The sequence below is a fragment of the Flavobacterium sp. PL02 genome (genome assembly GCF_035013205.1).
Lineage (GTDB): Bacteria > Bacteroidota > Bacteroidia > Flavobacteriales > Flavobacteriaceae > Flavobacterium.
In genome coordinates, this window is record NZ_JAYGJP010000014.1 from 33,325 (window position 1) to 49,618 (window position 16,294).

Annotated in this window: 1 protein-coding gene; it reads right to left on the bottom strand. The window is 34.4% G+C overall.

Annotation, left to right across the window (positions count from 1 at the left end; genetic code table 11):
* Positions 1-4: 4 nt before the first annotated feature.
* Entirely contained in the window at positions 5-16,285 is a 16,281-nt protein-coding gene (locus SHI72_RS23015; protein WP_323491535.1) for an SDR family NAD(P)-dependent oxidoreductase, read from the bottom strand.
* Positions 16,286-16,294: the final 9 nt, after the last annotated feature.

A 16,294-nucleotide genomic window follows, 5' to 3' on the forward strand; every position in this document is an offset into this window, starting at 1 on the left:
TGATTTAATTTTGAAATAATGGATGAATAGCTTTTGATACCTTTTCTCTTTTGTCTAATTTCTCCGAGATTTCTGGTAACCAATACCTCTTCTTTACAAATGGATATGTTGGTAAACTTATTCGCTTGGGTTGTGTATTATAGAGCTTTTCCCATGCAATGTATTCTCCCTGAATCCACGATTTTGCCAGTTCATTTAGATCTTTATTATCCAAAGCTGTTTTATACAAAATATCTGTATTGACTGTTTTATTTAATTCGTAGCTTTTTAAGGTATTTTGATACCCTAAAAACTGATCTTGCAAATAGTCATAAAGTTCCTTTTTTAGTGCTTTTACAGATGCAACTTCTATACATAATCTCGTTTCCATAGCAACTCGGCCTAATTGTAATGTATAGGCTAAATCTGTCAACGAAATAGTATCATTTTCATCCAGAAATTGAATAAGTTCTTCGGCTTTCTGCTTTAATCGTTCGGTATTCTTTGCCGATAAAACAAGGAGTACTGGCTCTATCTTATGAGTATCTCTTTCATCATTTCTTTGATATTCTTCGAGTATGATATGCCCATTACTTCCTCCTGCTCCAAAACTGCTTAAACCCGCTCTTCTTTTCTCTGAGTCTTTAATTATCCAATCTGTGAGTTCTTGCTGAACCTCAAATGGGCTTTCATCAAATTGAATATGCTTATTGAGTATAGTACTATGAATCGAAGGTGCTATTTGTTTGTTTTTAAATTGAAGCAAAATTTTTGTCAATCCCGAAATTCCAGCAGCCGACTCGCAATGCCCAATATTAGATTTTACAGACCCTATTTTGCAATTAGCATTATAACCAAGGTTTAAGGCCTGAGATAACCCTGCTATTTCTATTGGGTCTCCTAAACTTGTACCTGTACCATGAGTTTCGATATACTGCAATGAGGAGGCTTCTATCCCTGCTTTTTGAATTGCTTTTTGAATAACCTTGGCTTGCGCATTAGGATTAGGCACATGAAAACCATTGGATCTTCCGCCATGATTGATTTCTGTAGATCGGATAACACCATAAATTTGATCTTTATCTTTTATAGCTTCTGATAGTGGTTTTAAAAGTACTGCTCCAACTCCTTCACCTGGAACATACCCATCTGCCCCTTCGCCAAAAGCGGCACATTTTCCCTGACTCGATACAAAACCAGCACTACTTAGCGAGAGATATTTATACGGATGTAAATTAAGATTTACTCCTCCTGCTATTGCGGTTGTACATTCTCCTTTTCGGATACTCTCACAAGCCAAATGTATTGCGGTAATAGAAGAAGAACACATGGTATCGATAGCCATACTCGGTCCTTCAAAATTCATTACATAAGAAACCCTATTGGCTATACTACTATGGATTCCTTTTGGTGTTACAAATTGGTCTCCATGCATGGCATCTATACCAAACATGGCATACTCACTGTACATTACCCCAACAAAAACACCTACTTTTTGATTCAGATCTTCTGGCGTATATCCTGCATCTTCGACCGTCTCCCAGGCTGTTTGTAAAAACAAACGCTCCTGTGGATCCATTAGCTCCGCTTCTTTGGGCGATATATTAAAAAATATAGGATCAAACTTGTCTACATCCTCTACAAAACCACCCCATTTACTATACGTTTTTCCTTCTTTACCTTTTTCCTTATCAAAGAATGATTCGGTATTCCATCTGTTTTTTGGAATTTCTGTAATGCTATCTTTTCCTGTTTTTAAGTTCTCCCAAAATTCTTCCAAGGTATTGGCTCCAGGGTATTTTCCTGCCACACCAATAATTGCAATAGGCTCTTCAATAGCTTTAGAATTAACTGCTATTGGTTCTTTTACTTCTTTATGGTAAAAAGTTTCACTTTTATCTGCTACAAATGTTTGTTTTCCTTGCTGAGGTTCTGTGAGTTTCAACATCGAATCCGACTGATACTTCATGAAGTATATTGCTAAATCTTCCAGAGTTGGATTCTCAAAAAACAATGTATTTGAGATGTCGTCAAAATCTTCATTTAACTTATTGGTAAGTTTTACGATACGGATAGAATCCATTCCATACGTTTCAAATGGTGTCGTTAAACCTATTCTCTCAGGTTCTATTTGTAACTCTTCGGCTATCAGATTTCTAAAATATTCAATACAAACCTCTTTTGTAACCCCAGAATTATTTGTAGCTGGGCCTATTATTTTTTGTTCTTTCTTTTCTATGAGTTTAGATGCTTTCTCATACACAACCATTACTTGCGAAGGCGCTTCTTTAAAAATACGAGATAATGCTTTAAGCCCTTCTGCTGTAGGCAATGGTACCATTGCCCAATAATGCTCTAAATATTTCTGACTTTCTTCATGAATTTGTAGTCCTCCATTTTCCCATAATCCCCAATTGATTGTAATGGATTTTCCTGAGCGTTTTCCTTCTTTTACCAATTGGTTTCTATATAGCGCATAAGCATCCATATAGGCATTGGCAGAGGCATAATCAGCTAATCCTATATCTCCCATAATGGCAGAAATGGAAGATACATACATCATAAAATCTAATGGCAGTTGCTGTGTCAATTCATCTAAAATTCTAGTTGCATCAATCTTTGGGGATAATACTTTATGTATTTCTTCTGGGATCTTTTTTATTATCTGACTCGCTGTTCCTATTCCAGCACTATGAATAATTCCATTAATTTGTCCTTCTTCTCTAAGGATTTCATTAATTACCATAGACATAGCTACTCGATTAGTAACATCACAACGGATATACTTTGCATTATTTAATGCATTGATAGTGTTTTTCTTTTCTTGAGATAATTCACTTCTTCCAATCAAAAAGAGTTTGGTGTTTTCAAATTGATTCAAATAGTTTGCAAAAATCATCCCTAGTCCTCCAGCTCCTCCAGTAATGATATAAACTCCATTAGGTTTAATGGTAATCGTATTTTCATTGAATGTCTTCTCATAGAATCCAATTTCTTTAACTTCACGACCGCTATTGCTATATCGAACTTCTGTATCTTTTGTATTTTTTTCTTCTTTTATAATCTTGCACAGAAGATCTATGTTCTCTATTGAAATTTGATTTACCGTTATCGTTTTCCCTGAGATTATAGGGTTCTCTTTGTTTGCAGATTTCAATATTCCAGAAACAAAACTATACGCCAAACTTTCTTGGTTTTCAAATACAATGAAGAAATGAGTCTCTTTTTTATGAATCAGTTTTTGTTTAACACAATCCAGAATAGCATTAAAAAATTCTTCCTCGTTCTGGCTTTGTATACTCGTAACCTGAATTTCCAGTTCATCAGTTAATCGTTCGGCTATTTCTGAAGTTGAACCTGCCAGAATAACTTCATAATTTCTATTAGAGTTGATTATTGCACTCTCTGTGATTGGTTTAGATTTCCACTCATAAGAATATAATTGTGTGTAAGCTTCTATTTTATTCGATACTGCTTGCTCTTGATTTATAAAGGGTAGCGTTACAAAATCTATAAAACTCATTATTACTTCTCCCGTTCCATCTATTAATTTTACATCATAGTGTTTTAGCGCGTTTTGTCCTTCATCTTGTTCTTTTATAGTTACATAAGACCAGAACGAAGAAGGTAATTCTTTGTAAATATTTACTTCTTTAACACTAAATGGGATTGATAATGGCAATTGTTTTGTATTCCCATTAAGGTGAATTCCTAAACAGGTCTGTAAAGCACTATCCATTGCCTGAACAGCCCAATACTGATCTGATAAATCTTTATCAATACTAATTTTTGCTAAGGCCTCATTTTTGGAATATTGGATATATTCGATTCCTTGAAAACTTGTTCCATAATGAAATCCAAGTTCTTTAAATAATTTATAATATTCTTCTTTATAAACAACATCCAATAATCGATTACGGATTAATTCTGTATCAACTCTTTCTGTTTGTTTTGAAAAGGCTGTACTAATTTTACCCTGACTAAAAACAATATTTTCTTGTTCTTTATCTTTAACAGTAAAAGTAATTTCTTCATTTAATGTCTGTAATTCAGTAACTATTGATCTGGAATGTCCGTTAACTTGTAATGGAGACATCCAAAATACATCTCTTAATTGCGCTATTTTTTTATCTATATATAATCCTCCCGAAATTCTTGCTATCTCAAGATAGGCCACACCAGGTAAGATTTTTTCTGTATTCAGGATATGTTCTGACAAAAATTGTTCGGTACCCGAATATTTACTTATAAATCGAGAACTATCTAATTTATGAAATTGTTGATGTACTAATGGATGCTCTTTTTTAATTGCTATTGCTTCTTTTGGCTTAAACCAACAATATTCTTTGGCAAATGGATAATTTGGCAGACTAATGATATTAGGCGTTTTATCATGCAAACGACTCCAATCAATACGTTCTCCCTGAGTCCATAAAGTAGCCAAAACTTCCTGATCTTTTTGTATTATAGCCTGCTCAGCGTCATTACTTATTTCTTTATGATGAAACAATTTATTGGTCTCTATTTCGCCTAGTATTCCTACCGTAGGTTCTACTAGATATTGCTTTAGTTTTGCAACCAATTGGTGTGCATCTGTAACTATAAAAGCAACTCTGCTTTCCATTGCTTCTCTACCAGTTTGCAAAGTATAGGCTATATCATTAATCGTAAACTGCGCTATATTTTCTTCTAAATAGTTGCCTATATTTTGGACATATTCTTTTAATCGTATAGCATCTTTAGCCGATATAGGAACGATAACAGGATCTTGATTATCTGCCAAATCCTGTGTAGCATTTTCATATTCTTCTATCACAAGATGTACATTGGTACCTCCTGCCCCAAAACTACTTATACCTGCTATTCTTGGCCTGCCATCTGTAGTAATCCAATCTTCTAATTCTTGCTGTACTTTAAATGGACTATTTTCAAAATCGATATTGGTATTTAATTTCTTAGAATGTAATGAAGGAACAAGTTGCTTATTCCTGAGTTGCAAAAGCACCTTCGTAACTCCAGATATTCCTGCTGCTGCCTCGCTATGCCCAATATTCGATTTTACCGAACCAATCTTGCAAGATTGATTTTCGGCTCCTGAGAATGCTTTTTTAAGTCCGGAAATCTCAATAGGATCTCCTAATTTAGTTCCTGTACCATGAGCTTCGATATAACTATAGGCTTTAGCCGAAACACCTGCTTTTTCCATTGCTTTGGAAATTACCGCGGCTTGCGCATTAGGATTAGGTACCGTATATCCGTTTACTTTTCCACCATGGTTTATAGCTCCACCTTTGATAACCCCATAAATTTGATCTCCATCTTCTTTAGCTTTTGCCAAGGATTTTAACATGACTGCGCCCACTCCTTCTGAAGGAACATACCCATCTCCACCTTCGCCAAAGGTTTCGCATTTGCCTTTTTCTGACACTAGATGTAGATCGCTCAACATTAAATATTTGCCCGGATGTATGCTTAAATTAACACCTCCAGCTATAGCTGCTTCACAGTTACCAGAATGTATGTTTTCGCAAGCCATCTGGATGGCAATTAATGAAGAAGAACACATCGTGGCTACAGCCATACTTGGCCCATGAAGGTCTAAAAAATAAGAAACTCTATTGGCTATACTACTGGCATTTCCCGTTGGAGCGATAAAATTCCCCTTGAATCTTTCTTCTATTCCGAACAATTGGTATTCTTCATACATTACTCCAACAAAAACACCTACGTTACCTCCTATATCTGCAGCTGTGTTTTTCCCTATATTTTGTAATTTCTTTTTGGTATATCCCGCATCTTCAATCGCATGCCATGCAGTTTGTAAAAACAAACGTTCTTGTGGATCCATCATTGAAGCTTCACGTGGCGAAATATTAAAAAACAAGGAATCGAACTTATCTATATCATCAATAAAACCTCCCCATTTACTATAACTTGTTCCTTTTTTTCCTTTCTGCTCATTATAAAACTCATCAATATTCCATCGTTGTTCTGGTATCTCTGTAATACTATCTTTACCTGCTTTAAGATTTTCCCAGAACTCCGCAATATCTTTTGCCCCAGGATAGATTCCGCTCAATCCAATTATGGCAATATCTTCGTTTTTTATTTCTTCCTTTTTTACAACCGAAACTAATTTTGGTTGCATAAAACGCGTGTATTCTTTTGCTTCAATTATAGCAAAATCTTCTTCTTTCTTAATTATTTTGTCAACAGGAACATCATATGTATGTTTTGTAGCTTTTAATGCTTGCAAAGTAGCTGAATGTTCTTTTACAAAATAAGACACAAGTTGGTCTATTGTTTGATATTCAAACAGTAACGATACCGAAACGTTATCAAAAACATCTCCTAATCTATTGGTTAGTTTTACTACCAACATTGAGTCTATACCATACTCCTCAAAAGGTAGTTGGGTTTGAATATGTTCTTCTTTTAATTTTAGCTCTTTCTTAAATATTTCGACTATTTTCTGATAAGCAATTGTCTTTAAATCTTCTGTTGGTTGCTCAGAAATACTATTTTCATCAAGAACTACTATATCAATTCCTTTAACTCCAAAGGTTTTGTCTAGTTTGTTTTTAGCACCATATACCACAATGGTTTGTTCCTTTGCTAGTTGTAGTACCTTATCCAAAGCTTTTGCTCCTTCTAATTTCGGAAGAGGAGACATTCCCCATTGTTTTGATAAAAATTCTATACTCTCTGCATTGGCTTGCATACCTCCACTTTCCCATAATCCCCAGTTTACAGAAAGTGTCTTTCCTTTACGTTTACCATCTTGAACTAAACGATTGCGTTTTTTTGCAAAATGATCCATATAGGCATTAGCAGCTGCATAATCAGACAATCCTATATCTCCCAATACCGAAGAAATGGAAGAGCAATACATCATAAAATCTATTGTTTCATTTTGTAATGCTTTGTCTAAATTTTTAACTCCTGCAATTTTTGGTGGCAATACCTTATAGATTTCTGTTGCTGTTTTCTCTATAATTGTACTTGCCAAACCTATACCTGCACAATGAATAATTCCATCTATTTTTTTGTAATCGGTCAGGATAGTTTGTATCAGGTTTTCTACTTCTTCATACCTGGTAACATCACATGCGTAATATTGCGCGTTTGGCAGGTTTCCTATAAACTTTTGGATTGTTTCGTTTTTAGCGCTTCTTCCTGTAAGTATAAGTTGAGTTCCTTGGGTTTTAGCAATATGCTCGGCAAAAACACTTCCTATTCCGCCTGCACCACCAGTAATTAAATAAACGCCTCCTTCTTTAATCCTAAGATTAGAAATCTGGTTTAGAGATACCGAAGTTCCCTTTTTCACTTCTCTAATTCTATTTACATAACGTACTTCTGCTTGTTCATCCTCAGTTTCCTCCTCCAAGATTTGTACTAATTCATTTCCTGATTTACCATTTATTGATACTATAGAAATAAGTTTAGTCTTAACTCTTGGATTTTCTTTTGAAGCCGATTTCAACATTCCTATAATAAATCCGTATTTATCATAGTCTTCGTCATTTATAAGTACCGAAAAATGTCCTCTCTGTTTCTGAGACATTCTTTTTTTAAGCAGCTCATTTATTTTCAGAAAATAAGACTCTTCTATTTCGTCGTCTATACGATATACTGTTCCCTCAAAAGCTTCACTAAATTGTTGTGTCAAATTTTGAGTAGTCCCTACTAAAACCACATCATTGAAATCTGTTGTTTGAGCATACGTTTTTTCTAATTCAGTTGCGTTCCATTGGTAATCATAAATTTCCGTAGCCAAAGATTCTCTTTTGGAGTTTTTATTTAAAAATCCTCCATCGTATGGTAAAATGACAAAATCTTCAAAACTTACTACAACCTCACCTTTGTCGTTTAGTAAATCCATATCACATTGGGGCACAACTGCTTTTGGGTTAGCCTTTGGACTAAACCTTGCATATGACCATACCGGAAATGTAATCTCTTTATAAACCGTTACTTTCCCTACACTAAATGGTATAGACAAAGGCATTTTATTACTGTCTTTTAGAAGTAACCATGCCAAACATCCCTGTAGTGTACTATCTAGTACTCCAGGATCTAAGGTCATGTCTCTATCCTTAGGCAATTCTATTTTGGCCAGAGCTTCTGTATCATTGTAATACAACTCTTGTATGCCTTGAAAACTTTCTCCGTATCCAAACCCAAGACTACTAAACATTTCATAACAAACTGCTCCCGAAGCTGTCTTATCAGTACGAGATTTAATTTTTATTAAATCATACGGTTTAGGGACTTCTTGAGCAATTGTGGTTACAATTCCTTGTCCATGAACACTTTCTTCTTCTTGTTCCTTAGAATATACCTGATATCTAATTTCCGTTCCTGAAGGTTCTAGTCTTATCGTAACTTTTTTCGGTTGTTCGAGTACTTTAATAGGATGTAACCATGTTACGTCCTTAAATTGTGTTACTTCTTGGTGTGTACTTTTTTCAACTGCTTCTCTAGCCATTTCCAGATAGGCTACACCTGCAATAACTTTTTCATTTTGAACAAAGTGATCTTCTAAAAAATATTCTGTTCCTGTAAAAACACTGCTGAATTTTTGTGCTTCAAAATCGGATTCATTCGTATGAAGCAACGGATGTAGTTTAGCGATTAATCCCTGTTTTACATCTGTACCAATTGTTTGTACCCAATACTTTTCTTTAGCAAAAGGATATGTTGGCAGACTTATTTTCTGTAAAAAACTGGTATTTGAATATAGTGATTGCCATTTTATTTCAACTCCTTTTGTCCATAATTGAGCTATAGATGCTACTTCTTTTTCCTGAAGAGCTTCTTTAATATAGGCTGCTCCAGCTTTACCTTTCAACAAAAAATCAGCACTTTCGTCTTTTATATTCCCCGTAAAAATATCTTCTGTAAAAACCACATCGTTTTTAACAAAATGTTCTAATTGTCGTGTCAACTCTTCTTTAGAACTAGTTACTATTGCCAATCTTTCGGGCATAGCTTCTCTGCCAATCTGCAAAGTGTACGCTATATTTTGTAACGTTTCTGGAGTTTTTTCTAAGTAAGTTGTTAATCGACTTGCATAGGCTTTTAATCTATTTTTGTTTTTAGCCGATAAAACTACTATAACTGGTTCTTTATTAAAATCATCAACTATATCCGCTTTTGGATACTCTTGTATAAGAATATGCGCATTGCTCCCTCCTGCACCAAAACTACTAATACCTGCAGTTAACAATTTTTCTCCTTGGTAGTGCCAAGGTTCTAATTCTTGTTGAACTAAAAAAGCAGTTTGATCGAACTGTATGTTTGGGTTTAATATAGCCGAATGAATAGATGGAACTAACTGTTTGTATTTAAGTTGCAACAATACTTTAGTAATCCCTGAAATACCTGCTGCCGATTCGCAATGTCCAATATTCGATTTTACAGAACCTATACGACATTTACTGGCATCGGTTATTTCTAATGCATTTTTTAGCCCTACAATTTCTATAGGATCTCCTAAACTAGTTCCTGTACCATGTGCTTCGATATAAGAAATAGATGCTGGTTTAAGATTGGCTTTTTCAATAGCTTCTTTAATTACCGCTGTTTGCGCCTTAGGATTTGGAACAGTATACCCCGTAGTTCTTCCGCCATGATTTAATGCCGTTCCTTTAATCACGCCATAAATATGGTCTCCATCTTTCTCTGCCTGCTCAAGAGATTTTAACAAAACAGCTCCAACGCCTTCTCCTGGAACATATCCGTCTCCTCCTTGTCCAAAACTCTCACATCTTCCTTTACTACTTGCAAAACCACCATCGCTAAGCATCAAATATTTGTTTGGGTGTACACTTAAGTTTACACCTCCTGCAATTGCTGCATTAATTTCTCCTTCTTGTATGGCTTTACATGCCAAATGAATAGCTGTGCTTGATGAGGAGCACATTGTATCTAAAGACAAACTAGGTCCATGAATGTCAAAAACATACGAAACTCTGTTCGCAATACTACTTGAACTACCTCTAAGCGTTGTTGGATTCCCTTTTAGTGTTTCCTCTACTCCATATAACTGGTACTCCTGGTACATGACCCCCACATAAACCCCTACTTTTCCGTCTGGTTCTCCCGTAAAAGGATTTCTTTTTAAAGTTTCATTAGTATATCCTGCATCTTCTACTGCCTCCCAGGCTACTTGCAAAAACAAACGCTCTTGTGGATCTATTTTCTCTGCCTCTAAAGGTGTTATGTTAAAAAATAATGGATCAAACTTATCCATATCATTTACAAAACCTCCCCACTTGCTATAGCTACGCCCGGATTTTCCCTTTTCTTTATCAAAAAAACCATCAATATTCCATCTATCTTTAGGAATCTCCGTAATACAATCTTTTCCTATCTTAAGATTTTCCCAGAATTCGTCTATAGAATCTGCTTGTGGGTATCTACCGCTTAATCCTACAATAGCCACATCGGTATTCCTCTTTGGAAGGTCTTGTTTAGTTTGTGACTGTTGTATAAACTTATTCGTTGTAACCTTTTTAAAAGTTGATTTTATTTCTGGTGAAGTACTAATTTGATTATTTATTTCAGTAACTCCTTTTATACTATTCCTTATTGCATTTAGTTCATTAGGATATTCCTCTACGAAAAAGGCAACCAACTCTTCTATGGTTAAGAATTCAAAAAATAAAGTCTTCGGAATGTTCGGAAAAGTTTCTTCTAAACGATTTGTCAGGCTTGTCATCATTATAGAATCTAATCCGTATTTTTCAAAAGCATCTGTGATTTTGAATTTACTTTTTGGAAAACGTAGCTCTGCTGCCAAAATTCCCACAAGATATTCGTAGGTAACCTCTTTTATATTTTCTTCAGTTAGTTCTTTGGTTAATCTTCCCGTTTCACTTCCGTTATTTTGATGTGTAATATTCGCTTCCGCTCCTTTTATATCCGATAAAAATGTTTCAGCCAAAGGAGCTTTTCCGTAATGCAATACAACTGACTCAAGGGTACTGGCAAGTACTTTTTCTAACCAATGTATTCCCTCTTTTTGGGGTAAAGGAACTATATTCAGTTTCTTTTCAAGAGATTGCTTATTGCTATCATTCATTTGCATTCCGCTACCAGCCCATAATGGCCATGCAATACTTATTGTTTTTCCAAAAGCTCTCTGTTGTGATACTTCTTTATTTCTGAATTTCGCAAAATCTCTCAGATACTCATTTGCAGCAGCATAATCAGCCTGTCCTGAATTTCCTAAAACAGCAGATAATGAAGAAAACATAAGCATAAAATCTAATGAAATATGCTGTGTGGTTTCATGAAGATTACGTATTCCTTTGGTTTTTACTTCTAAAACCTGTAATGCTTCTGCACTATTTTTTTGCTGAATAAAATTATCATTTATGATACCTGCCGCATGAATAATTCCGTTGAGTTTACCGTACTGGCTTTGTACCTCATCAATTAATTGTTGAGTTGCTGACTTATTTGTAATATCACAACGATAATATACCAGATTCTTAAATGATGCTACATATTCCTGATTGTCTGCATCTAAAACTGATCTTCCGCTAACAATAATTTTAATATCATTATAAGATTCAAAAAGATATTCTATCAATGTTTTTCCAATACCGCCCATACCACCTGTAATGATATAAACTCCTCCTTTAACGAATTTGATATTTTCATTTGATACCGTTAGCGGTTCTACTATTGGAACAATTGTTTTTACTTCTCTTTTTAAATTATCATAGCGAACTGTTGTTTCTTTTTCATTTAATTCAACTCTAATAATTTTCGATAGTTGTTCTACATTGGTGTTTGTGTCTAAATCAATACCTATACATTTCCATAAAACTTTAGGGTTCTCGATAGCTGCAGTTCGTAATAGTCCTGATAAGAACTGCACCTTATGTTCGTTCTTATAATCATAAATAATTACAAAACGTACCGGAGTTCTGGAAGTTATTACTTGCTTAACTTTATCAAAAACCGAAGAAAACAATACTGTTTCTTCAATATCATTAATTCTTGTTATAGCGCCCAGTAATTCGACTTTAGGAAAATCACCAACCACTATAAACTCGTTAGTTATAGTAGAATCGACTATGTTATTTGTATTTACTTTATGTTGCCATACAGATTCATATAAATACGTTTGTGCCGTATTGGGTTTAACTCCCAAAATTGGCATCATTCTATAGCCTGATAATACAATAAGAACTTTTCCTGTTGCACTTAATAATTCTATTTCAAAGCTTTTTTTATTTTCCTTATCAGAATAATAGGCATAGCAATATTTAATTTCCTCCTCTAGATTGTACCATGTAATATTTTCAATAGAGTAAGGCAACGCTAACTCTTCTGAATTTTGTAACCATAATAATGCTCCTGTTTGAAATGCATTGTCTAATATTTCAACTGGAAGTTTAAAAGTACTTTTATCAAAAACCGAAATACTTGTAAGCACTTCGTCTTTTAGAACATTGGCCGAATTTATATGTCGTAAACTATCGCCATAATTAATTCCTTTAGTTCTGAAAATTTGATAACAATGCTCGGCTGTATAAGATGCAATACTTTGCTCTTTTATAGCAGATATATCTCTGTTAAGGGGGGCTGTTTTTTCTTTACTCTCTCCTATACTGGACTGAAAATGAATCTTTATTTCATCATTATCTATACTCTTTATTTCAATATAAGTGCCCTCTGCATTTACATAAATTTCAGTTTCAATTGACTTTGATTCTTTATGTATTTCTATTGGTTGCAACCATTTTATATTCGAGAAACTATGTGGCTGTAATCCACTGCGTTCTACAGCCTCTCTTGCCATTTCTATATACGCAACTCCCGGAAGTATCTTTTTATCTTGTACGATATGATCCAACAGGATAGCTTCTTTACCAGTTAAACAAGATGAAAATTTTTGTGATTCAAAATCCGATATGTTTTCATGTACTAATGGATGTAATGTTTTTATATTAGAGAATGATGTTTCTGCTTTAGGAGTTATCCAATATGATTCTTTAGCAAAAACATACGTAGGCAAATGAATTTTATTAGGTTGCTGTACATCGTACAAACTCAACCAATTTATAGTATTTCCTTGTTCCCAGTATCTTGCTATTGCATCGTATTGCTTATCATAAATTGCTTGCTGAATTTTTAATTCACTTACTTCGCTTTCAACCTTTTTATAAATACCAGTCGTTTCCTCCTGAACAAATTGTTGCAATTTAGCAATCAATTCTTCTATATGATTCACAACAAAAGTTTTACGACACTCCATTACTTTTCTACCTACTTGCAATGTATAGGCAATGTCACGAAGGTTTAGGTTCTTTTCATTTTTAATGAAATCGGTAAGTTGTTGTGCCTTAACCTTTAATCTTTCTTCGTTTAATGCTGATAAAACTATTAGTATCGGTTCATCAATTTCCTCCTCTAGATTGTTTTTTTGTAAATGTTCTTCTAAAACTACAAATGCATTGGTCCCACTAATCCCGAAACTACTTACTGTAGCTCGTTTAGGTGCTTCGCTATCCCAGGCAGTTAATCTTTCCTGTATCCTAAAAGGGCTATCTTTTAATTGGATATGTTTATTGATGTTTTCATAATTAATAGATGGAGGCAACTGCTTGTTTTTCATAGCTAGCAATACTTTGATAATACCCGCCATTCCTGCTGCTCTAAGCGTATGTCCTACATTTGTTTTTACACTCCCAATTCCGCAATAATTTACTTTGGAAGTATGCTCTTTAAAAGATGCCTTAAGAGCTTGTAACTCTATCGGATCGCCTAATTTAGTTCCTGTTCCATGAGCTTCTACATAGGTAATTGTCTCTGGATTAATATTATATCTTTTAAAAACTTCTTTCTGAATGTCTTGTTGGGATAATACACTTGGAGCAGTAATTCCGTTAGTTGCCCCGTCCTGATTAGTAAGAATCCCTTGTATAGTGGCATAAATAGGATCTCCATCTCGTATAGCATCGTCTAAGCGTTTCATAATTAGTACCCCTACACCTTCACCTGGTACAAATCCGTTGGCTCTTTCATCAAAAGTATAGCAATGTCCATCGGGAGATAACATTCCTGCCATGCTGGTTAGTTTGTAAAACTCTGGTGTTACCGATAATGAAATGCCTCCTGTTATAATAAGATCGGTTTCTTTTGCCAATAAACTTTTACAGCCCATATCCATCGCAACCAATGAACTTGAACAAGCGGTGTCTATTGCTACAGCAGCTCCCTTTAAATTTAAAAAATATGAAATGCGCGCTGCTAATATAGAGCCCGAAATACCCCAAAATGCAGAAGGTTCATTTGCCTCTTCTAAAAAGGTTTTGTAGTAATCCCCATCTGTTGCTCCAACATATACACCACATTTAAAATCTTGCAAAAGATCAGGGTCAATTGCCGCATCTTCAAGTGCTTTCCAACAATGTTGTAAAAATATACGTTGTTGCGGATCCATATTTTCGGCTTCCTTACCAGATATCTTAAAAAACTCGGGATCAAACTTATCTATGTCTCTTAAAAAACTTCCCCATTTACTATATGTTTTTTGCTTAGCTTTTGGATCTTCATCAAAATGCAATGCAATATCCCATCTGTCTTCTGGAACTTCCTCTACAAGATTTTTTCCGCTTTTTAGCGCCTCCCAAAACTCCTCAAGATTATTAGCTTTACCAAATTGTCCACTCATTCCTATGATAGCAATAGTATCATTTTCCTGAGTAGTTTTCCTTTTTGATAAGTTAGGTTCTACAACCTCTTTTTCAGAAATCTGATCCAACTCTGATGCTTCTATTTTACTTTTTGCATGAAACAACTCTGGGTATATATCCAGTATATGCTGTGACAATAAAGGAATTGTTGGATAGTTGAATATAGCTGTAACATCTAAAGTTATCTCTAGACCTTTATTAATATTTTTAATAAGAGTAAGCCCCAAAATCGAATCAAAACCATAGTCTGAAAACGGCTTTTCTTTCTTAAAAGCTGTTAACGGAAGTTTGATTGTGCCAGCTGCAATAGCTATCAATTTCTGCTGAAAATCATTTAAATCTATTGTAGTATTTGAAGCAATTGCTACAAACTCTTTTTCATTTTTTTCTGCTGTTACCTTGGCAAATTCCTCTGGTTTTTGAGTATCAACTAATACTCTGCCATTACTTTTGGCTATTATTATTTGTTGCGGAATATCTTCTTGTTTCGGATATACATCACAATCTACAAACCCAACTTCCGATAATACTTGTTTCCATCCATTAAAAGTCAATGCCGGACTACCTGAAATTCTCAATTCCTTATCTTCATGATTCCACCAATCAGAGAGTAAACCAAATGTTAATGTTGTAAACATTTCTAGCGTACTCAACTCATTAATAAGTAACAGCCCACCGTTTTTAAGAATTGGTTTTATATTCTTAAGTGTTTCAGCAATATTAGCAGTCGCATGAATAACATTAGCTCCTATTACAATATCATATTTGCCTGTAGCTATTTCTTGTATGGATGCTGATTGGGTAATGTCAAATATTTTGGTTTCAAAATAAGGTATAATGTCTTCGAATCTTTCTTCTGCTGCGATCAAAAAACTTTGAGATACATCAGTAAAAGTATATGTAACATGATTTCCATAATTTTTTAATCGTTCCAAAATGCGCACAGTTGTTCCTCCTGTACCACCTCCTACTTCTAATATGTTTATCTTTAAATTATTCCCTTCATAATTCTTAATTGTGTTTTCTACAATTGATGCAGCTATTGAGTTGAAATAATTAGATCTATAATCGCCATTATAGATAGCACTCACTAACTTGGAATTTCCTTCGGGAAACAATACATCTGTAGCCTTAGTTTTTCCTTTCAAAATTTCTTCAAAAGATTGAATCGTCTGATTTAATAATGCATAGTAATTATGATGACGATTTGCTTCTCTTCTGGCTTTTACTAACTGATTTTCCAAAGAAAAAAAAGCCGCTTTTTCTTCAATATGTTTTGGTATAACTACTCCCTGATTTGTAATATGGATATAAGACATTCTCTCGAGTTCTTCGAGAATAGTTTGAAATAAAGAATTATATTGAGGAATAATATTTAGTTCTTTTCGCCATTCTACTATTGTATTTGCGCGCAAAGATTGAATTCCCATTCGAATTAATATTTGTAATATCGCCAGACCACAATCCTCTTTAAAATCATTCTCAGCAATTACATCTTTTTTATACAATGTTAAAGTCGGAATTTGAGGAGTCAAAAACGTGCTTTCTTGCACCAAAGTCACTTTTTTATTTTTGTTAATCTTAATCATAATATTTTG

What these genes read in the sequence shown, in the direction of transcription:
- SHI72_RS23015 (WP_323491535.1), bottom strand. Translation starts at nt 16,285, where the DNA reads ATGATTAAGATTAACAAAAATAAAAAAGTGACTTTGGTGCAAGAAAGC.